Source organism: Paenibacillus sp. Soil522 (assembly GCF_001428245.1).
Lineage (GTDB): Bacteria > Bacillota > Bacilli > Paenibacillales > Paenibacillaceae > Pristimantibacillus.
Genome location: NZ_LMRV01000032.1, coordinates 45,779 through 65,759, shown reverse-complemented (window position 1 = coordinate 65,759; position 19,981 = coordinate 45,779). Strand labels below are relative to the sequence as shown.

At 47.5% G+C, this 19,981-nt stretch carries 20 protein-coding genes; 17 read left to right on the top strand and 3 right to left on the bottom strand.

From position 1 onward, the window contains the following. Position 1: 1 nt before the first annotated feature. Positions 2 to 607 carry a spore protease YyaC gene (yyaC, locus tag ASG81_RS08780; protein ID WP_056632072.1) on the bottom strand — a complete coding sequence of 202 codons (606 nt, stop codon included), beginning with the start codon at positions 605 to 607 and terminating at the stop codon, positions 2 to 4. A gap of 128 nt (positions 608 to 735) precedes the next feature. On the opposite strand from yyaC, the gene ASG81_RS08775 reads away from it, so the two are divergent. From ASG81_RS08775 to ASG81_RS08735, 8 genes are all read left to right on the top strand, one after another. Then, positions 736 to 1,482 carry a creatininase family protein gene (locus ASG81_RS08775; protein ID WP_056632069.1) on the top strand — a complete coding sequence of 249 codons (747 nt, stop codon included), beginning with the start codon at positions 736 to 738 and terminating at the stop codon, positions 1,480 to 1,482. A 401-nt stretch (positions 1,483 to 1,883) separates the two neighbouring features. Next, positions 1,884 to 2,594 carry a TenA family transcriptional regulator gene (locus ASG81_RS08765; RefSeq protein ID WP_056632064.1) on the top strand — a complete coding sequence of 237 codons (711 nt, stop codon included), beginning with the start codon at positions 1,884 to 1,886 and terminating at the stop codon, positions 2,592 to 2,594. Positions 2,595 to 2,725: 131 nt separating this feature from the next. Then, positions 2,726 to 4,192: an aldehyde dehydrogenase family protein gene (locus ASG81_RS08760; RefSeq protein WP_056632061.1), complete on the top strand. Its 1,467-nt coding sequence runs from the start codon at positions 2,726 to 2,728 to the stop codon at positions 4,190 to 4,192. A gap of 47 nt (positions 4,193 to 4,239) precedes the next feature. After that, entirely contained in the window at positions 4,240 to 4,713 is a 474-nt protein-coding gene (locus ASG81_RS08755; protein ID WP_056632057.1) for a GlcG/HbpS family heme-binding protein, read from the top strand. A 131-nt stretch (positions 4,714 to 4,844) separates the two neighbouring features. Continuing rightward, complete coding sequence (locus tag ASG81_RS08750; RefSeq protein ID WP_056632051.1) at positions 4,845 to 5,522, top strand: GntR family transcriptional regulator; 678 nt, start codon at positions 4,845 to 4,847, stop codon at positions 5,520 to 5,522. Between the two features lie 45 nt (positions 5,523 to 5,567). Beyond that, positions 5,568 to 5,852 carry a 2Fe-2S iron-sulfur cluster-binding protein gene (locus ASG81_RS08745; protein ID WP_056632048.1) on the top strand — a complete coding sequence of 95 codons (285 nt, stop codon included), beginning with the start codon at positions 5,568 to 5,570 and terminating at the stop codon, positions 5,850 to 5,852. A gap of 47 nt (positions 5,853 to 5,899) precedes the next feature. Next, on the top strand, positions 5,900 to 6,370 hold the full coding sequence (locus ASG81_RS08740) for a RidA family protein (protein WP_235548789.1): 471 nt from the start codon (positions 5,900 to 5,902) through the stop codon (positions 6,368 to 6,370). Between the two features lie 42 nt (positions 6,371 to 6,412). Next, the gene (locus tag ASG81_RS08735) at positions 6,413 to 6,712 is read left to right on the top strand and encodes a hypothetical protein (RefSeq protein ID WP_056632045.1); all 300 of its coding nucleotides are present in this window, start codon (positions 6,413 to 6,415) and stop codon (positions 6,710 to 6,712) included. Between the two features lie 111 nt (positions 6,713 to 6,823). On the opposite strand, the gene ASG81_RS08730 is transcribed toward ASG81_RS08735, so the two are convergent. Continuing rightward, the gene (locus ASG81_RS08730) at positions 6,824 to 7,159 is read right to left on the bottom strand and encodes a 2Fe-2S iron-sulfur cluster-binding protein (RefSeq protein WP_056632042.1); all 336 of its coding nucleotides are present in this window, start codon (positions 7,157 to 7,159) and stop codon (positions 6,824 to 6,826) included. Between the two features lie 138 nt (positions 7,160 to 7,297). Here ASG81_RS08730 and nadX point away from each other — a divergent pair, with 138 nt between their 5' ends. Beyond that, a complete protein-coding gene (gene nadX / locus ASG81_RS08725; protein ID WP_056632038.1) occupies positions 7,298 to 8,104 on the top strand; it encodes an aspartate dehydrogenase in 807 nt (268 codons plus the stop codon). A 145-nt stretch (positions 8,105 to 8,249) separates the two neighbouring features. Here nadX and ASG81_RS08720 read toward each other — a convergent pair whose 3' ends face one another. Then, positions 8,250 to 8,501 carry an IS3 family transposase gene (locus tag ASG81_RS08720; protein ID WP_056632034.1) on the bottom strand — a complete coding sequence of 84 codons (252 nt, stop codon included), beginning with the start codon at positions 8,499 to 8,501 and terminating at the stop codon, positions 8,250 to 8,252. Between the two features lie 391 nt (positions 8,502 to 8,892). Here ASG81_RS08720 and ASG81_RS08715 point away from each other — a divergent pair, with 391 nt between their 5' ends. The 8 genes from ASG81_RS08715 (at position 8,893) to ASG81_RS08680 (ending at position 19,752) form a co-directional block, all read left to right on the top strand. Then, a complete protein-coding gene (locus ASG81_RS08715) occupies positions 8,893 to 10,662 on the top strand; it encodes a cache domain-containing sensor histidine kinase (protein WP_056632031.1) in 1,770 nt (589 codons plus the stop codon). Further along, positions 10,647 to 12,281: a response regulator transcription factor gene (locus ASG81_RS08710; RefSeq protein WP_056632029.1), complete on the top strand. Its 1,635-nt coding sequence runs from the start codon at positions 10,647 to 10,649 to the stop codon at positions 12,279 to 12,281. The genes ASG81_RS08715 and ASG81_RS08710 overlap by 16 nt, the downstream gene beginning before the upstream one ends. Positions 12,282 to 12,433: 152 nt before the next feature. Further along, positions 12,434 to 13,411 carry a carbohydrate ABC transporter permease gene (locus ASG81_RS08705; protein WP_056632025.1) on the top strand — a complete coding sequence of 326 codons (978 nt, stop codon included), beginning with the start codon at positions 12,434 to 12,436 and terminating at the stop codon, positions 13,409 to 13,411. Further along, positions 13,411 to 14,256 (top strand): carbohydrate ABC transporter permease, encoded by an 846-nt coding sequence (locus ASG81_RS08700; protein ID WP_081417211.1) that lies wholly within the window; start codon positions 13,411 to 13,413, stop codon positions 14,254 to 14,256. The genes ASG81_RS08705 and ASG81_RS08700 overlap by 1 nt, the downstream gene beginning before the upstream one ends. Positions 14,257 to 14,366: 110 nt before the next feature. Next, positions 14,367 to 15,665 carry an ABC transporter substrate-binding protein gene (locus ASG81_RS08695; RefSeq protein WP_155971363.1) on the top strand — a complete coding sequence of 433 codons (1,299 nt, stop codon included), beginning with the start codon at positions 14,367 to 14,369 and terminating at the stop codon, positions 15,663 to 15,665. Between the two features lie 96 nt (positions 15,666 to 15,761). Beyond that, positions 15,762 to 16,082: a LysM peptidoglycan-binding domain-containing protein gene (locus ASG81_RS08690; RefSeq protein ID WP_056632020.1), complete on the top strand. Its 321-nt coding sequence runs from the start codon at positions 15,762 to 15,764 to the stop codon at positions 16,080 to 16,082. A gap of 246 nt (positions 16,083 to 16,328) precedes the next feature. Next, on the top strand, positions 16,329 to 18,059 hold the full coding sequence (locus ASG81_RS08685; RefSeq protein ID WP_056632017.1) for an AAA family ATPase: 1,731 nt from the start codon (positions 16,329 to 16,331) through the stop codon (positions 18,057 to 18,059). A 550-nt stretch (positions 18,060 to 18,609) separates the two neighbouring features. Continuing rightward, positions 18,610 to 19,752, top strand: a complete 1,143-nt coding sequence (locus ASG81_RS08680; protein WP_056632014.1) for a glycerate kinase — start codon at positions 18,610 to 18,612, stop codon at positions 19,750 to 19,752. The last annotated feature ends 229 nt before the right edge of the window (positions 19,753 to 19,981 follow it).

The window sequence follows — 19,981 nt, the reverse complement described above, 5'->3', positions numbered from 1 at the left end:
TTTACGTCGCAGACGATAAATGACTTGACGCTTCGTTATCCAACTGCGGGACCGGTACCAGCCCTGAAATAATTTTTTGGCTCGACTTCACCAGAATTCTGCTGATGACCGCAGACATTTCACCAACGAACGTCAGACTGGTATGCTCCATTACTTTATGGTTCAAAGCGCTATGGTTATTAATAATCCCTTTCACATGAATATGTCCGATAGGGGGGAGTTGTTTATCCAAGCTACTGCCAGGGTAAAGCGGCTCCTCTACCAATTGGAGCGTTCCGATCTTATAGAACTGTCCTAGACAGGCATCCACGGCAATGATATAAGCCTTGCTGTGAAGTTTAGAAATATGGGCTATCGTCTTTTGCAAATTGAGCGCATGTACGGGATTCTCCAATGTTCCGTAAATTTGAATATTACGGTTTCCTTCAAACCGCTCGGATAATCTGCTACCGACCATGGGGCCAAGGGCATCCCACGTGTAACGATTGGTGCCGACACATACAATTACAATTTCCGTATACTCCGGTTTTGAGAAATAATGATTGATTAAAGCTTCAGACAAATAAGCGACAGATTTTTTATCAAGATAATGGATATCTCGCATCATCTTTCTAAGCACCTCTTTCTGTTTGATATAAGGCAGCATGATGAAAAAAAGATCATATTAAGGTCTATATGATAACACAATCGTGGTATACAATACACAATATAACGTATGAAGGGGGATTCAAGCCAATGCCTACTGCGTATATTTTAACACAAATGACTTGTCCAGAGGTAGAAGAGGCCCTCAAAACCGTCAAAATCGCCATAATCCCGTTGGGGGCTCATGAGCAGCACGGCCCACATATGGTGGAAAGCTGCGATGCCGTTTTGGCGGAGGAAATGGGCAAAAGGCTGACCGAAAAACTGTACCCTGAAGCGATGCTGACACCTATAATTAATATGGGGGTTTCCCCGCATCATATTAACTTTCCGGGTACGATTTCTTTGGAGCCGACAACGCTCATTGCTATTTTACGTGACATGATCAAATCGTTAAAGCACCAAGGAGTAGACAAATTTCTAGTGCTGAACTCCCATGGCGGTAACCAGGCCACATTGGGTGTGGCGGTGGAGATGCTCACATCGGAATTAAATGTTTCCTTATATTATGCCAAAACAACGGCATCGGCCAAAGATGTGATGGATAAACGCATCGAATCGAAACTATACGGACACAGCTGCGACCGTGAGGTTTCCGAAGCGATGTATTTGGCGCCGCATCTGGTCCGGCCAGATAAGCTTGAGAAAGGGGACATTCAGGAAGGCAGATGGAGAAAGCTTCGACCAGGCAATCCGCTGCAGGGATTTTATTATTATGAAGAAATGACCCGCAACGGATGTATCGGCGATGCAACAAAGGCCAGTCGTGAAATCGGGGAGGAGATTGTTGAGACGGCATTGGAGCGCTTGACCCAAGCTGTTAGAGACGTGTTGTAAGCCAATGAAGCAGGCACTGTTTATTACTGTCATAGCGGCCTATCTTATTTCAGAGATTTATCCGAGTAGAGTGCTCGAGTGGATCGTGTCTGCGCTCTGCTTGGTAATTGTTGTTATCGTTTTTCGTTCTATCAAGCTGTTTGTCCAGATATTGGGTGCTATTTTCTTAAGTTCAGGCTTCATTCTCCTTGCGTCAGACATCATTAAACCCGCAATCGTTAGGTATTTCCATTGAATTAACGGCTATTGTCGCTGCTGCTGCTAATATTAGAAAAAGTAAGTTGACAGGTTGACTTTATGTAGGCCATAATAAGACAAGAAGTTTTTTGGTATACAATATACCAAAAATAAAGTGAAATGATCTGTTTACTACATTTTTGATTTTGAGAGGAGATTTTAATATGACAGAAACCGCAACGAAGTCCCGCTTAATGAACAAGGAGGAATTCCGCCACGCACTTGAGCAAGCTATTGAAGGAAATGCCGTTTCTAAAGCTCCTTTCACGACAATGTGGGCAAACGGTGAATTAAAGAAAGAACATTTCGCCAGATGGGTGGAACAACATTACGCATATGTAGGTCCATTCGCGGAATATTTGGCTTCTATATATGCAAATTGTCCACATGTAGATGCAAGAGACTTCATATTGCAGAACATGTGGGAGGAAGAGCTAGGCGGTGACCGCCATACAGACCTGCTGATCCGTTTCGGCGAAGCTTGCGGAACAACAAGAGAACGTATTGAATCAATGGAGCACCTGCTTCCTGAAACGATCGGCCTGCAATCCTGGTGCTACCGGATGGCGATAAAGGAAAACTTCCTGTTTGCCACTGCGGCACTGGTTGTTGGACTTGAGTCCCAAGTACCGGCAATCTATCGCAGACAAACACCAACACTTCGCAATCATTACGGATTTACGGATGAAGAAGTGGAGTTTTTCGACCTTCACATCGTGTCCGACGAAATTCACGGTGAGCGTGGATACCAGATCGTATTGGAATATGCAAAAACACCGGAAGATCAACAACGTTGTATTAAGATCGTAAAAGAAGCGACCCAAATGCGCAGAATGTACATCGCAGCCATCTCCCGCGAATTCTGCTTGGAATAGTCGAAGCATAGAAGCGTAAATCGTTCCCGGGAAGCTTTATTCTCGGGATTTGGTTTACCGAGTTGCAATTCCGTATGGGTTAACCAATCGAAATTGCAGCCAAAAGCCCTATGAAGAAAGAGGAGATCGAAATGGCTACTGAGACTGCGGTACAGACGTTCAAAAACTTAATTAACGGGGAATGGGTCGAAACGGCAAGCGGCGAGACTTTCGCCACCAGGAATCCGGCCTGTGTCACCGATATAATAGGAAAATTTCAAGCTTCTAATGAGGCCGATGTGGTTCAAGCGATGGAGTCCGCAGAGCGGGCGTTCCATTTCTGGCGAAATGTAGCTCCTACCAAGCGGGCGGAAATCTTATACAAAGCGGCAGATTTGCTGGAGGCTGGCTTGGAGCAATACGCTGAAGAACTTACCCGTGAAGAGGGAAAGACGCTTGCCAGCAGCAGGTTGGAAGTGAAACGTTCCGCACAGACGCTGCGCTATTACGCTTCGGAAGGATTAAACGTTACCGGCGATACGATTCCTTCCGATGATCCGACCACCTTGGTATATACACGAAAAGAACCATTAGGCGTCATTTCCGTTATCACACCGTGGAACTTTCCGATTTCCATTCCTGCGCGCAAGATAGCTCCAGCTTTGGTTACCGGCAACACCGTTGTTTTCAAACCGGCATCAGATACGCCGCTAATCGCCTATCGTCTGGTAGAGGTGCTTCATCAAGCCGGGTTGCCGGCAGGCGTTATTAATTTCGTGACAGGATCCTCTTCCAAAACGGGAGTTTCGCTCGTTACTCACCCGGCTGTCAAAGCGGTGACATTCACAGGTTCGACGGGTGCCGGAGAGAAAATTAATCGTTCCGTTCGTTTATCTACCCGTGTCCAACTGGAGCTCGGTGGTAAAAACCCGCTGATTGTTATGGATGATGTGAACATCGATCACTCGGTTGAACTGGCAATCAAAGGTGGCTTTGAATTAACCGGTCAGGCTTGTACGGGAACGAGCAGAGTCATCGTAATGGATTCCGTACATGATGAGTTTGTTGACAAGCTTATTGAAAAAACCAAATTATTAACCATAGGAAACGGTCTTAGTAAAGGAATTGAAGTCGGTCCGCTCGCCAACGAAAGCCAATTGCACAATGTACTCAATTACGTCTCCATAGGTAAAGAAGAGGGTGCCGAATTGGCAATAGGTGGTGAAAGAATAACAGAAGGCGAATACTCAGAAGGGTATTTCGTAAGGCCGGCCGTATTCGTGGGTGTCACACCTAAGATGAGAATCGCACAGGAAGAAATTTTTGGTCCGGTCATTTCGGTTATTCGCGCTTCAAGCTTTGAAGAAGCGATGGAGATTGCTAATGATGTGGAATTCGGATTGTCGGCTGCGATATGCACTTCCGATTCAAACCGGATTCAACAGTTTATCCAAAATATTGAAACTGGCATGGTGAAAGTAAACCGTCCGACTACCGGTAACGCGTATAACGCGCCGTTCGGTGGGGTCAAAATGTCCAGTACGGCGACATACCGCGAGTCTGGACGTGCAGCAATCGATTTCTATACGCAAATTAAAACAGTTTATCATGGCTTTTAATTTATTGTTTATTGCAATCATAACGTCTTGACTTAGGAGGGCCATATATGAAATCGGTATTAAAGCTGGAACTGGAAGAAGCGAAGGTGATGATTGAAGCCGCAAAGAAAGCGGCCGAAGAAGTAAAAGCATTGGAATCGATTTGTATTGTTGATGATGGCGGTTATGTCATTGCGATGGAACGCATGAACGGCGGACGAATCACGGGCCCCGAGATCGCAACGTCCAAAGCATTTACCGCGAGCGGACATAAGCGCTCGACCCACCTGTTCAATCAACCGGGAGGTCCAGCAACTACAACGGGTGAGGCATTCGGGATTCACGTGATGATGCCAGGCAAATTTGCGATTTTTGTAGGCGGATTTCCAATTGTCGTGAATGGGGAAGTTGTTGGAGGCGTGGGCATCAGCGGCGGTAATGGTGAGCAGGACACTGCGGTTGGAACCGCGTCGTTAAAGGCTCTGCAAAATTACTTGGGCAGCGGATACGAAGTTATGACACAGGCGGATATTAAAAAATAGAACGAATGACCATGATTTATGGAGTCTTAGTACTGAAATGATCCGGTGTGTATACCTTCATGTTATGTATGTGTTGATTGGTAATAATATATCGATTACACTAAAAGAAAACGCATTCGGAGGTATACCATATGCCGGACACTCCAGTTGTTTGGAAAGAGGAAGAGTTAAGCCCTATACGGGAGAAAGTTTATAAATATATTAAACAGGCCATTGTTCAAGGAGTTTATAAATCTGGAGACCGGATTATCGAGAGGGAATTGGCGGATCAATTAAACGTCAGCCGTACACCCATCCGTGAAGCTTTATTCCGGCTAGAGTCACAGGGATTCGTCAAGACACTTCCGCGTAAAGGCGTAGTCGTCTCGAGGCTTTCCCCAGAGGAGATTATTGAAATATTCACGATTCTCTCTGCTCTTGAGAGCTTGGCGGTTAAGATGGCCGCGAAGAAAGCGGAGCAGGTTCACCGGAATGAACTGAAAGAAATTATTTCAGAGATTGAGCAAGCATTAACCAAACCCAATTTTGAACAATCGGACTGGAAATTTCATTTTGAAATTAACGAAGTCATTTTCCGCGCCGCAAAAAGCCCAAGGTTGACGCAGATGCTGGACGGATTATCGGATTATATCCGCGCATTCGTAAATGTCGGATACGAACTTCCAGGTCGTCTGCGCAAAGCGATGGAGGAACACCGGGACTTAGCGCAAGCAGTGATGGGCGGGGAAGCGGAGCTTGCTGAGAATTTAACTAAAATTCATATAGAAAATTCCAAAAAGGCCTATATGGAAGCTCTGGAAAGAGAATGATCGTCTTATTTGCTAAGTTCATGCTGCTGTATGGAGGTTTATTATATGCCGAATGTAATATTGCACCAGAATGGCCAAGTCTATCAACAAGAAGTCGGTGAGAACAGCAACTTGGTAGTTTTAGCCGGAGTGAGAAAATTTCCCCATTTGAAGTATGGATGCGGTATGGGTAAGTGCACGAAATGTATGGTTAAAGTCATTTCCGGCGGTGAAAAACTTCAGGAGCCGAATTGGAAAGAGAGCAAAATGCTCGGTGAAAAACTGGACGAAGGATTTCGCTTAGCGTGTCAGTTATATATTTCAGAAGATATTGAACTGCGTCAGGAATAGGATCCAGTTTTAGCCGGTCTCCTAGCGCATTTGGAGGATGATTCTTGGTGAATATACTCGGACAAGCTGAAGCGAAGCTTGAAGATTTGAACATCCTGCTGGAGTCACCGCCTAATCCTAGCGGAAACTACGTGCCATATACAATGATAACGCCTTTAATTTACTTAAGCGGAGTGACACCGAAGGTAAATGGAGAGCTTCAATTCAAAGGCAAGGTAGGGCAAGACTTCTCTAAAGAAGAAGGATATCAAGCTGCCAGGCAGTGCATTATTAATCATCTGGGCACATTAAAGTTCATATTGGGAGACTTGAACCGAATCACAAACATTGTGAAAATGGAAGGTTTTATAAATTCAGACCCTCATTTTTACGAACTTCCGTACGTTTTGAACGGTGCTTCCGACCTGTTAATAGAAGTGTTCGGCGACAAAGGGCTTCACTCGCGGTCGGCGATTGGCGTTGCATCATTACCCGGAGGGGCCGCTGTCGAAGTAGAATTGATTGTGCGTTATGAATAAGCGGTTATTTAAAATTTAACTACTTGGGTGGAGGGCTTGATAATGAGCGAATATATTTTAGTATCTACGACAGAGCGTTACAAGACGGTAACGGATAATCCGAATTTGGAGAAAGTTGCTGAATATAATTATTACTTCTTTGGGAAGAAAAAAACAACATTTGAAATTTGTAAAATTCTTAATCCGGATACGAGAATATTAATTCAATACGTTTCCGAGGTATTCCCGGATAACAGTATTCCGCTCAAGGTATTTCCTAAATTTGAAACGACCGCGGAGATTGAAAAGGAAATAAATGAATTGGATATTGATCAAGACAGTAAAATTGTAAAAGTTTATTAATGCAAAGTAAAGGCGCAGGCTCATATGAGCTTGCGCTTTTACTTTCCGGCAGGCAAGGCAAATTATAAAGAAATAAAAAGCAGCCCGCAGAAAGTACGGACTGCTTGTACATTATTGGGCTGAATTAATTCGTCTTTGAGCTATTTTGTTCAATCGGTTATGATCTTCTTCCCCCCAGGCGATCGTAATATCCCCGGTGACGAAGGTTTGACAAGCGAGACGGTAGCCTTGGTCCAGCCTTTCTTGACCCAGTCTGTCGATCTCTTTCTTCATAATTTTGCTCAAATTCTCTTGCCCGTCTATGATTTGCACACGGCAAGTACCGCAAAGGCCACCGCCGCATTTAAAGGGTATGGACCCTTCATATCGGATAGACATTCTTAGGAGATTGGAATCTTTGTCAATTTCAATAGATTTGCCTGATGTTTGAAAAGTAACTGATGGCACTCGGCATCCCTCCCGTTTCTAATAAACCAAGTATATCATATGTATTTGGCTTATGGTATACCAAATACAATACTTTTGTTATGATAGAGAGAGACTTAACTGCTTAAATTGAAACCATTTCAGGAGGGTTTATCGCTTATGCTAAAGCTTGGAATTATCGGTTATGGAACCATAGGTGAGGATGTAGCTCAATTTATACTTCAAGGAGAAGCGGGGGTGGTTCAATTAAAAGCGATTTTGGTCCGTGATGAGACTAAATATCCGGATACGGGTTCCCGTGGATATATAATGACATCAAGTGAGGACGTCTTTTATGACCAAGATCTAGATGTTGTTGTGGAGTGTGCGGGTCATGAGGCGGTAATGAAATATGGGGAAAAAACACTGGAGCAAGGAGCCGATTTCATCTTGGTTAGCGTTGGCGCGTTAGCGGACGAGCAACTGCTGTTGCGAATTACGGGGAAGGCGCGTGAAACCGGGAGAAAAGTAATTGTCCCTTCAGCTGCCATAGGAGGGCTGGACCGCATTGCTGCAGGCAGCGTAGGCCCGATGGAGGAAGTTACCTTGGTGACAAGAAAGCCGCCTAACGCCTGGATCGGTACGCTTATCGAGCAGCAGGTCGATTTGGCTGAATTGTCAGAGCCTTATTGCGCATTCGAAGGTGTGGCGCGCGACTCTGCCCGCTTGTTCCCGGAGAGCGTAAATGTCTCGGCCGCGTTAAGTCTTGCCGGTATAGGATTTGACAGGACAAAGGTGAAAGTATTGGTCGACCCTCATATCAGTCATAATACACATGAGATTGAAGCCAAGGGAAAATTCGGACAAATCAAGCTGCAAATTAGGAATACCCCATCCGTAGGCAATCCAAAAACCGGTTATATTGTGGCGATGAGCGTCATTAAGACGATTCGAAATTTAACCTCTCCTATTGTGATCGGGATTTAATCTGGAGGATATCAGTTCTCCCCGTTGTTTCGAGATTGAAACGAGGCTTGCAGACGAGCTGGATATTCCTATATTTCATGACGATCAGCATAGGACGGCTATCGTCTGGTCATAGCCCCGTCAAGTAGACAGTGAAATAAAAACATTAAGCGGCGATCGCTTCTCGGTATACAACCGGGGAGAGGTCGCCTAACTTTTTCTGGAAACGTTCATTGTTGTAGTAAGCAATATACTCGCTAATCATCCTCCGAGCTGCATCCTCACTATCTGGTTTCATTTTTTTTCCATTTTTTCTGATCATTGTATAGCTCCATTGTTCCTCCACATGCAAACGTACAGCTTCTTTCTTCGTATCCTCATGATAGCGTTTAAAGGATTGTCCCTTCTTTGGTGGCATAAAAAATCCCCTACGGTCAACAGTGATAAGTTCATCATATCATGAACTCTTTTTTCACTGTCTACCATGAGGGGATAATACCAGTTTCTCCTTTTTTTAATGATATAAGGTTCGATTACTGTACAAACTTCCTAAACAACTCTTTTGTATAAGAAAAGCACCAAATCGGAGAGGCCAATTACAGTACTAACCAGTTAAGCTTAAGTAAGCGTGAAAGTATTCACAATTTCTATTTTGTCTGCATGCCCTTTCTTTTAAGTAGGTCTTTGAGAATTTCTTATCCCAGATCTTATTCCACTAACAGTTTTTTCACTCTTGTTTTCTAACCTACTATTTGTATATAGTGTCTCCTATAGGTGCTAAAAAGATAGTTTGCAGGAGGCGAACAAGCATGTTTAAAAAATACCGCATAGACTACCTTCTGTTCGGCGGTTCGGCAGCATTCATCGTAACGCTTCTTACCATTGTCATTTGGATCGCCTATTCATACTCCGCACAGCAGATGGTGCAAAATACGTCCTATTACCAGCAAGGTCTGCTTAATGAGCTTTATAATAAGGTCGATATCCAAATGAAATCGATCGAGCAGATTTCGTTGACGGCCAGCCGGAACACGATACTGGATGATGTAAAATTGCCGGAGAATCCCTATTCCAATTACAAGAAGCGTAAGGAAATGGAGTCGTTCCTTGCACAGCTTACTTTTTCGACACCCGATATTGAGTCCGTTTATTTCTATATTAAGCAACCGCTTCAATCTGATTCTCAGGGCCCCGTGAAATTTATTGAGCATGATTTAATCAAAGAGGAAGACTGGTATAACCCGGCTATTGAAAATAACGACTTCGGCTGGATCGGAGAGCACAAGATCCGAACCGCTCAAGGCGAGAAGCAGGTCATCAGCTTTATCCGCAAGGTGTATTCGGCAGCAGGTGATTACCGCGGGCTGCTGCTGTTGAATATTAAAGCGTCTTCCATTAAGAAGCTGATCGAAAGCCATAATCCTGCGGCAAACCGGATTCTGCTCGACTCTGGGGGACGGCTTGTTACGATGATCGGCAGCGAATCCATGTCGCAGGACCGGATCAAGGCCTACCTAGCAAACATCAACAGTGATTCCGGTTATATGAAAACGGAAGCCGTGAGCGGCGGCTCTGCGGATTCAAGCGAATATTTGATGGTATGGGCCAAACGTTTCAATCGGGATTGGACGCTGATCGAATCGACTCCATGGGAGGAAATTACAGGAGGAAGCTTTCGTCTTGCGATGGTGCTGCTGCTGGCAGGAGGCTCGGCCATGCTAATCGCGCTATGCTTCAACTTGTTTTTCTCCCGGCAATTTGTGAAGCCGATCGGGCTGCTGCTGCATGAAATGAGCCGAAATTCGGTGAACGTCAACAAAATTAATTTGCCGACGGGGTACCGTAATGAATTCGGAGCGCTATTTTCAGGTTATCGCAAGCTGCTCGAGCGCATTCAGGAGCTGTACGCTTCGTTAGAGGATCAGTACCGGAGGCAGAAGGAAGCGGAAATCAAAGCGCTGCAGGCGATGATCAATCCGCATTTTTTGTATAACACCTTGGATCAGCTGAATTGGATGGCGATTGCGGGCGGACAGGAGAAAATGAGCACCATACTGGAATTAATGGGAAAAATGTTCCGCATCGGCCTCTCGAACGGTGAAAGCGTAATCAGCATCCGTGACGAATTGCTGCACATGGAATGCTACATGCAGATTCAGCAGATTCGCCTGGGTGAGCAGTTCGCTTTACGGGTAGACGTACCTGAAAGCATCCAGGATTTATATATACCGAAGCTGACGCTGCAGCCTTTTATCGAGAATGCGATTATGCACGGGTTTCACGGCAAAAAAGAGGGACTGATCGAGGTGTGTTCGGAGATCACCAAGGATGCTGTAGTCGTTTTCCGCATAACCGATAACGGTGTCGGTCTAAGGGATGACTGGCAGCAGCCGAAAAAGAGAAAAACTGGGGGATACGGCATCCGGAACGTCCGTGAACGGATTGACATTTATTTTGGCGGCGGCTACGGTCTGGAGCTGTTGCCGAATACGGATGGCCCCGGGACGACGGTCTTCATACGCATTCCGGTATTAAACAATATAGAAGGGCAGGGTGATGCGGCATGTGGAAAATTGTAATTATCGATGACGACCGGAATGTGTTGGAAGGAATGAAAAACGTCATCCCCTGGGCGGAGCTTGATGCCGAATGGGTCGGGGAGGCGATGGACGGGGAAGAAGGACTGCGGATCGTTCTAGAGTGCCAGCCCGATATCGTAATCACCGATATTTATATGCCCGTGCTCAGCGGCCTGGATATGGTAGAGCAGCTGAACAAGGCGAATTTTCACGGGAAAATTATTGTTTTAAGCGGCTACGCTGATTTTGAATATGCTAGGCAAGCGCTTCGGCTTGGGATAACCGATTATTTAAACAAACCGGTCAGCGTTGAGACGATTCAGGATGTGCTGGGGAGAACGATCGCGGCATTGGAGGAAGAGCTGGAGCAAAGACATCGAAATGAAAAGCTGGAGGAGAAATTAAAGCTATACGAGCCGTTCGTTGAGAAAGAATGGATCAAATCGATCTCCACGGGACCGGACCATACGAAGCATCCGGTTACCCGCATGATCCCTGAAACGTACCGGTATTGGAACGACCGCCGCCATGCGGTGATCGGAATTGAGATTATCCGTACGGACCGCGTAACTAAGGCCTCGACGAAGGACTTGAGCTTGTTCAGGTTCGCCATCGCTAACATTATTCAGGAGCTCTCACATGAAGAGTGGCCAGATTCTCATTATGTGGAGCTATTCAGCAGTCACTCGGCGATTATCCTTCATGCACCGAATGAAGAATGGAGCGACCTTACGATGAAGCAAGCTTACCGCTTTGGGGAACGGGTCATTCAAAGCGTCCGCTCCTTCTTGGATATTACGCTTCATGCCGGAATCGGAACGTTTAAGTCGAATTGGATGGAAATTGCCGATTCGACCGAGGAGGCTTTCCAGGCTCTTTATTTTAAGAACACCGCTCCGATAGAAGGTATCCACTTATACGAATATGTCTCCGGCGGGCAAAAAGAGCAGCAAGCTTACCCGCTCTCCCTCCGTCCGGTTAAGTTTTATCAGCAAATGGCAGAGGCCATGAAGCTGTTTCAAGAAGATAAGGCGAAGGAGATTGTGGACGACTACTTCAGCCAGTGGAGTAAGGGCGGGGATGTATCGGCGCGCAATCTTGAAATGCTGGGTACGGAGCTGTGGACTATTTTTGCGTATACGCTATTTGAAGTCGGCGTTCAATTGGAAGACATCGCGAAGGTAGACGAGGTTACCCGGGAGCTGCGCTATGTCACGACGCTGGAGCAGCTTAAGGAATGGCTTTACGGAAAAATTGATCTGATTTGCGGCTCCCGCAGCGGCAATGAGAATATCAAGCACCGGCAGGCCGTCGATTTTATCGTCCAGTTTATCCATGAGCATTATGCCGAGCCGATTACGATCTCCGACCTGGCGGACCGTATTCATATTTCGAGAAACTACTTAAGCCTTCTCTTTAAGAAGGCGATGGGCGAGTCCTTTAACAGCTATTTGACGCGGATCCGGATGGAGAAGGCGAAGGAAATGATTTTGGAAGGGAAGCACTTAATCTACGAGGTGGCGGACCGGGTCGGTTATAAGTATGTGCCGTATTTCAGTACGTTATTTAAAAAGTATACCGGCAGCAATCCGACAGATTTGTATAAAAATAAACCGTAGATCTCTCACTGGGGACTGGGATTCGGGACAACGAATTTACAGTCTTCTATTTTTGTTGATATGTATAACAAAGTGTACATCGTTCCTCTTTTTCATCATCTGCCGGTCATATATGATTAACTCATACAAACTAAGGCAGAGGTGAAGCTACTATGAATCGGAGCTCTTCTACAGTCCTAGCTAATGCGGCGAAAGCGGTTCCAGAACGGAAAAAGAAGTCGATGCTGAGCCGTTTTCTGAGCAGATGGGAATCGCCGGTTGCCGGATATTTATTTTTGGCTCCATGGCTGATCGGACTTTTTTTGTTGACGTTCTGGCCCATGCTGCAATCGTTGTATTTCTCTTTCACGAAATATTCGCTGCTGGAGCAGCCGGAATGGACCGGATTCGGGAACTATGAACGGATTTTCACTTCCGATACGGTGTTTGTCCAATCCCTTAAGGTCACATTTCTGTTTGTTCTATTCTCGGTTCCGCTCAAATTGTTCTCTGCACTGATGATTGCGATGCTGCTTAAGCAAAATATTCGCGGCATGTCCTTTTACCGGACGATGATTTATATTCCTTCCTTGATCGGGACCAGCATTGCGGTGTCTATTCTTTGGAAAAATATTTTTAACTCGGACGGGCTTTTCAATCAGCTGCTGGGGCTGTTCGGAATTGAAGGCGTGAGCTGGATCACCAATCCGCAAACCGCGCTTGGAACGCTGATTTTATTGGTCGTTTGGCAGTTCGGTTCTTCGATGGTTATTTTTCTGGCCGGACTCAAGCAAATATCGACAGAGCTGTATGAAGCCTCGTCGGTGGACGGAGCTACCAAGATCAGACAGTTTTTCAGTATTACGCTTCCGATGCTCTCGCCGGTCATTTTGTTTAATTTAGTGCTTCAAACCATCGGCTCCTTCCAAATGTTCACGCAGGCATTCATCATTACGGAAGGCGGTCCGATCAACTCGACGTATATGTATGCTCTTTATTTGTACGACCGCGCATTCGGACGGCTGCAGATGGGATACGCCTCGGCTTTGGCCTGGATCATGCTTGTCATCATTGCCGTTTGCACGGCCTTGATATTCATGAGCTCAAAGTACTGGGTATTCTACGAGAATGACGGGAGGAAAAAAGGATGATGCGGAGCTATAAACGAAACTTGGTTCAAAAAAATGTGCTGCTCAGCCTCTTAAGCCTTGTCATGATGTATCCCGTCTTTTGGTGGATCGGGGCTTCGTTAAAGACGAATGAGGAAATGTCGAGGCCCGGTCTCTTTCCGGAGCATCCGATGTGGAACAACTTCAGCGACGGCTGGACGGCGATACCTGGATTTACGTTTACCCACTTCTATATGAACACCTTTCAATTAATTATAGGCGTGCTCCTTACAACCATAGTTGCCTGCAGTTTGACTGCCTTTGCGTTTGCCCGGCTCGATTTCCCGCTGCGCGGCTTGTGGTTTTCGATCCTCTTGCTAACGCTCATGCTGCCCAGTCAGGTCACGCTGGTACCGCAATATGTAATGTTTAATGGCTGGGGCTGGGTCGATACGTTATTACCTTTTATCGTTCCGCATACGCTTGCGGGCGGAATCGGCGGCTCCTTCTTCGTTTATCTTCTGGTACAGTTTATTAGAGGCATTCCGAAGGAGCTGGATGAATCGGCCAAAATGGACGGCTGCAGCTGGTTTGGCATCTACTGGCGAATTGTGCTGCCTTTAACGAAGCCGGCATTGGTGACGGTAGCCATCTACTGCTTTCTGTGGAACTGGGATGATTTTCTCGGCCATTTGATCTATATTAACTCGGTGGATAAGTACACGGTCGGTTTGGCGCTGCGCATGTTCGTCGATTCCCAGTCAACCGTTCCTTGGGGACAATTGCTTGCGATGTCTCTTGTTTCCATCGTGCCTTCTGTCCTTATCTTTTTCCTGGCACAGCGCCACTTCGTAGAAGGGATCACGGCCGGATCGGTAAAAGGCTAGAAAGGATGCATTTCTATAAGAAATTGTGCATTCTTCGTATACCCGATTGTCCGGTTGATTGCTAATATATGAAATGTAAACGGTTTATCCATTCCTAAGGGGGATTTACTATGAAAATCAATGTAATGAAATCGCTTACCGTTCTATTATCGGCAATTATGCTTCTAACCGCTGCCGCTTGCAGCGGCAATGACAAAAACACAACGGCGGAAAGCACGGAGCAAGCGGCGGAGGCAAGTCAGGTAAAGCTGCGTATTTTATGGTGGGGATCTCAGTCCAGACATGATGCTACTTTAAAAGCGCTCGATTTGTATACGCAAAAAAATCCGAATGTCACTTTCGAGCCCGAGTTTTCCGGCTGGGATGGCTATTGGGATAAGCTGGCCACCCAGTCCGCGGCGAAAAATGCACCGGACATTATTCAAATGGATGCGTCCTACTTAGCGGAATATGCGGGCCGTAACCAATTGGCCGACTTGTCTACGGGGGTAGCGACGGGGGATATCGATGCCGCTCTTCTGAACACAGGGAAATATCAGGATAAGCTGTACGCCATTCCTCTCGGCAATAATGCAATCGGGATGGCCTATAATAAAGAGGCCGTAGAAAAGCTGGGCATTACGAAGCCGGCGAACGGCTGGACTTGGGACCAGTTTTTCGCCTTCGGCAAAGAAGCGAAAGCCAAGGTGGGTTCCGATAAGTACGTGCTTCCTGACCTTTCAGCCGCTTTCGGGCAATACGTCAATTATCAGCTGAGCAAAGGCTTGGGACAGGTGTTTACGGATGACGGCAAGCTGAATTTGGATAAGGATTCGTACCTCGAATTTGAACGTAAATTTGCCGAGCTGCGCAAGGAGGGGATTGTGCCTCCGGGCGAGGTGAGCGTGACGGATAAGGAGCTGGACCCTCAGCTGGATCTTATGGTAAACGGCACTACCCTGGTGCGCATCGTTCACGCCGCACAAGCGAACAGCTTTGACAGCTTGAAGCCGGGGGTTTTCGATTTCGTAACGATCCCGAAAAATGAGCAGGCCGGCGGCTGGCTCAAGCCGTCGATGTTCTGGAGCGCAAGCGCTAACTCCGAGCATGTGGAGGAAGCGAAGAAGTTTATCGACTGGTTTATTAACGATCCGGAGGCGGCCGAAATTTTGGGCACATCCCGCGGCGTACCAGTCTCGAGCAAAATCGTCGAGAGTCTGACTCCGAAATTTAACGCTCCCGATAAAATGGGCATTTCGTTAATTACGAATACGGCGCCGGATGCTCAGCTATATGTACCGGAGCCTAAGGGCTGGAGCAACTTCACGCAGAAAGACTTCAAAGCGGTCGGAGAGAAAATCATGTTCGGTGAAATTACGCCGGAGCAAGCCTATGAGGAGCTCGCGGTATTGGCGAAGGATTATGAGTAATGAAGAAGAGTGAAAATAGGCATTAGCCTCAATCATTAATAGCGATAGGCACATACACTATCTCGGTAAGGATTCATTTATCGGGAGGAATATTTCATGAATTATGTGGTGCAGCCCGGCGATACATTATGGTCGATCGCATCGAGATTCGGAACGTCCGTTCAAGCGATCATGCAGGCGAACGGCCTATCGAACCCAAACTATATTTATGTCGGATTAACGCTGTATATCCCTATACCCGGCCCGCCTTTTCCACCTGCTCCACCGTTTCCGCCCGGCCCGCCATTTCCGCCTGGCCCGCCTGGACCGGGTAATCTGGAGCGAAGAGTAACGCGCTTGGAACGTCAAGTGGATCAGTTGACCAATGAAGTCCAACGCCTCCGCAGGCGCGTGGACCGTCTGGAGCAGCAATCATAAAAAGGGATCCGCCTCGGCGGATCCTTCTTCTTTTTTCAGTTATTTTACGAGAGATGAAAAGGGGCAATTACGGTTATTACTGGCCGCCGGCTAGACCAAGTTCTTCTGATTATTCACTTTTCCGGGGAAGTGTGGGCTCATTGTGAACTGGAAGTCATTTTAACTAACATCACTTTGGATAAGAGGCATTTATAGGGCAGATATTTCATAAAATAATTCAAAATCGTCTGTAAAGGTAGTGAGGCCATGAGGAAATACCATTGGATCAGGTGGCGTAAATTCCTTCTCAGACTCGCAGTCCTTATCATCATCGGCGTACTGTTGTGGGCAGGAGGTCCGAAGGCCTGGCAGGTCACGCTCGGAATTGTCAGCGTTTTGCTGCAGCTGCTATTCGCCGTAGTATTTATAATCATCCAGTTCGTAGCCCTTTTCTGGTTCCTGGCCCGGGGACGCACATACTGGATACTGCCTGGGGAGACTGGGTCCACCTGGGACGACTACCGGGGTAACCCCGAGATCGTGGAGAATGCCAAGCGGATCGTCACCCTGCTCAAGGGCGTCAAGGAGTTTAAGGATATGGGCGGCGAAGCGATCCGGGGGCTGCTGCTCTGCGGGCCGCCCGGTACCGGTAAGTCCTATCTGGCCCAGGTAATCGCCAACGAGGCGCAGGTACCCTTTGCTTACGCCTCGGCTCCCAGCTTTCAAAACATGTTCTTCGGCGTCGGCAACCTGAAGGTGATGGGCCTCTACAAGAAGGCCCGGAAGCTGGCGAGAGTGTACGGCGCTTGCATCATCTTCATCGACGAGATTGACGCCATTGGCATGAGTCGTCAATCAGGCGGTGGAGGAGGAGGGATGTTAGGCATGGGCGGCGCGGGCCTGCTTAACGAGCTGCTCTTGCAGATGGACCCGCCGAACATCGATAGCTCCTGGTTTGCAAAGATGCTTCGCTCATTTGGTCTTAGGCGCAAGAAGGCAGATCGGCCGCCGGTGCTGACAGTCGCTGCGACCAACATGCCCGACGTACTAGACACCGCACTGCTCCGGCCCGGCCGTTTCGACAGGCGGCTCTGGGTCGATACCCCCGATTATGATGGACGGGTGGACGTTTTTGAATACTACCTCCAGAAGGTGAAGCGGGAATCCACACTAACTGCAGAACGGGTAGCGCTCGATACGGTCGGCTACAGTCCGGCACAGATTAAACACATCGTCAACGAGTCGGTCGTCATCGCCCACCAGCGGGGCGCCGAGCTTGCCTCTTACGAGGACTTCCGGGTCGCCATGGAGACCTATGAGTGGGGCCTCAAACAGCCGCTTCGCTCCATGAGGGATGACGAGAAGCGAAACATCGCCTACCATGAGGCCGGCCATGCGGTTGCCCAGTATTTGCTCAAGCCCCACGAACGGGTCTGGAAAGTGACGATTATCCGCCGGGGCAATGCGCTCGGTCTCGCTGCCACCAAGCCGACGCATGAGCGGTATAACCGGAGCGACAGCGAGATCTTGGCGGCGATTCAAGTCTCTCTGGCAGCACGGGCGGTGGAAGAGGAATTCCTCGGCAAGAAATTAAACGGTGTTACCTCTGACCTGCAGCGGGCTACCGAGATGGCCGGCGTCTATCTGGGTATGGTCGGAATGGGTGATGAGCTGTTCAGCTGGCTTGCGACCGGCAATCGGGCCGAGGCACTCAAGGCGCTTCGGCCAAAGATCAACGAGCTGCTGATTGATCAGATGCTCCAAGTGAAGAAGCTGGTACGGGATCACGCCGACCTCGTCCACGCCATTGCGGAGGAGCTGCTGAAGCGTGAAGATCTGACCGGCGAGGAAATTGAGCAGATCTATGTGCGGCTCTATGGCCAAAGCCGGCCAGAGCCGCCTGAGATAAAAGCCCGGACTATTATCGATTCGCCTGCCAAGGAAGACCCGGCGCAGCTGCCGGAGGAGACCGACCATCATACGGAGGAATCCGATTGACTGCGTCATCCCTTGAGAAGAGAATAGTCTGGAGGATTTGATAAAACGCAGGGCGGCCTTATGAATATAAGGACCGCCCATTATTATACACCCAGCATGGGCGCTATCTCCGGGAGGAGGCAGTTTAATTACCGATGAATGGCACGGGCGAAATAAACGGCATTATCTAGGTCGAAATATTGCCTACTCACGGAATGGACAGGCCACTGATCATGGAATAATATTAAAGTGCGAGCCGTGTCGTTTAACCTCTCGTGAGCAGCCGTCACGGGTCACTTTTTATTTGAAAACAATCGATTCGACTATAAATGGCGGTCTAAAGAGCCTTTTGGCTCTTTTTTTATGTTGCATCAGAATCTTTGAAGTAAGCGGAAATTACGATAACAATATTCATGGTCATAAAATGTCGGAAATTTAAACGTAAACTCATATGCTTTACACATTGAGCGGTACGGTAATGTTCTATATAATCACAATATGTTAAATCGTTTCTTATGTCGATAAGATCGAGAGCATGATGAAAATCGTTGAAGGAGGAAACATAAGCGAAATGAAAATTGTCATTGCACCGGATTCTTATAAAGGCAGCCTCACGGCCAAAGAAGTTGGTCTCGCTATTGAAAGAGGAGTAAAGCGGGCAATAAATGAAAGCGTTACCGTCGTAGTTCCGATGGCTGATGGCGGCGAAGGCACGATGGACTGTCTGATGGATGCCACAGGCGGGCGTTTCTTGGAAGTGATTACGAAAAACCCGTTAGGCCGGGATATCAAATCGGGAATCGGCATACTGGGAGACGGCATGACTTGTGTCATCGAAATGGCCATGTCCTCTGGATTATATTTGATCGGGGAGCACGAAAGGAACCCATTGTATACAACCACATACGGTTTCGGTCAGCTCATCGAAGCCGGCCTCAACCATGGCTGCAGACATTTTATACTTGGCCTGGGCGGAAGCGCGACAAATGACGGCGGAGCGGGAATGCTGCAAGCTTTGGGAGCGGAACTGCTTGACCAAAATGGTCAGCCGCTAGGTTTTGGGGGAGGCGAATTAGGAAGGATTGCAGAAATTCGTCTGGAAGGATTGGACCCGCGTATTGCTGAAAGCGAGTTCATTATCGCCTGCGATGTAAATAGCCCGTTTGTTGGACCTAGCGGAGCATCGGCTGTTTTCGGACCGCAAAAAGGCGCGACGCCTGAGATGGTGCAGCAGCTTGATCAGAACTTGAAGCATTTTGCCGATTTGATTGAACGCGCCAAAGGTATCGCGATACACGATATTCCCGGAACAGGTGCGGCAGGCGGCTTGTCTGGCGGAATCCTTGCCTTTATGGATGGCCAATTGGAATCAGGCATATCGATTGTGACTAGAATGACGGATCTCGAATCGGCCATTCAGGATGCGGATCTTGTCATCACGGGGGAAGGGCAGGTTGATTTTCAGACAGCCAGAGGCAAAACGCCGTGCGGAGTTGCGCATGTAGCGAGAAAACACCAAGTGCCTGTCATTGTTTTGGCCGGATCCATCGGACAAGGAATCGAGAGTTTGTATGAGCATGGAGTGTCGGCGGTCATCAGCATTCTGAATCGGCCTATGCCGCTTGACGAGGCCATGGCGCTAACCGAAACGCTTTTGGAGCAGGCGGCAGAGCAAGTCGTTCGTATTTACAATATAAAAGGGGGATTACAATGAACCAAGCAGGATTTAGCCCTGAAATTGTTCAACTAGGCCCTATTATTTTAGTTCTATTACTTTTCAGTATCGTCTTTATCGTGTATGCAACGGCGAAATGGAAACTGCATCCTTTTCTATCTATCATTAGCTATCGTAACCGTTAGCCATCCATGCCGCTCACGCGACACCACAGATTATGGAAGTAATTGCGTTCTTCCATGGGAGTTTAACGAATGAATTTGTTGGG

Bases quoted from the DNA above. Each gene is read 5' to 3' on its own strand.
- ASG81_RS08695 (WP_155971363.1), top strand. From the start codon at position 14,367: ATGAAAATCAATGTAATGAAATCGCTTACCGTTCTATTATCGGCAATT.
- ASG81_RS08775 (WP_056632069.1), top strand. From the start codon at position 736: ATGCCTACTGCGTATATTTTAACACAAATGACTTGTCCAGAGGTAGAA.
- ASG81_RS08710 (WP_056632029.1), top strand. From the start codon at position 10,647: ATGTGGAAAATTGTAATTATCGATGACGACCGGAATGTGTTGGAAGGA.
- ASG81_RS08760 (WP_056632061.1), top strand. From the start codon at position 2,726: ATGGCTACTGAGACTGCGGTACAGACGTTCAAAAACTTAATTAACGGG.
- ASG81_RS08690 (WP_056632020.1), top strand. From the start codon at position 15,762: ATGAATTATGTGGTGCAGCCCGGCGATACATTATGGTCGATCGCATCG.
- ASG81_RS08715 (WP_056632031.1), top strand. From the start codon at position 8,893: ATGTTTAAAAAATACCGCATAGACTACCTTCTGTTCGGCGGTTCGGCA.
- ASG81_RS08720 (WP_056632034.1), bottom strand. From the start codon at position 8,501: ATGCCACCAAAGAAGGGACAATCCTTTAAACGCTATCATGAGGATACG.
- ASG81_RS08755 (WP_056632057.1), top strand. From the start codon at position 4,240: ATGAAATCGGTATTAAAGCTGGAACTGGAAGAAGCGAAGGTGATGATT.
- ASG81_RS08735 (WP_056632045.1), top strand. From the start codon at position 6,413: ATGAGCGAATATATTTTAGTATCTACGACAGAGCGTTACAAGACGGTA.
- ASG81_RS08765 (WP_056632064.1), top strand. From the start codon at position 1,884: ATGACAGAAACCGCAACGAAGTCCCGCTTAATGAACAAGGAGGAATTC.
- ASG81_RS08680 (WP_056632014.1), top strand. From the start codon at position 18,610: ATGAAAATTGTCATTGCACCGGATTCTTATAAAGGCAGCCTCACGGCC.
- ASG81_RS08700 (WP_081417211.1), top strand. From the start codon at position 13,411: ATGCGGAGCTATAAACGAAACTTGGTTCAAAAAAATGTGCTGCTCAGC.
- ASG81_RS08705 (WP_056632025.1), top strand. From the start codon at position 12,434: ATGAATCGGAGCTCTTCTACAGTCCTAGCTAATGCGGCGAAAGCGGTT.
- ASG81_RS08745 (WP_056632048.1), top strand. From the start codon at position 5,568: ATGCCGAATGTAATATTGCACCAGAATGGCCAAGTCTATCAACAAGAA.
- nadX (WP_056632038.1), top strand. From the start codon at position 7,298: ATGCTAAAGCTTGGAATTATCGGTTATGGAACCATAGGTGAGGATGTA.
- ASG81_RS08750 (WP_056632051.1), top strand. From the start codon at position 4,845: ATGCCGGACACTCCAGTTGTTTGGAAAGAGGAAGAGTTAAGCCCTATA.
- yyaC (WP_056632072.1), bottom strand. From the start codon at position 607: ATGATGCGAGATATCCATTATCTTGATAAAAAATCTGTCGCTTATTTG.
- ASG81_RS08685 (WP_056632017.1), top strand. From the start codon at position 16,329: ATGAGGAAATACCATTGGATCAGGTGGCGTAAATTCCTTCTCAGACTC.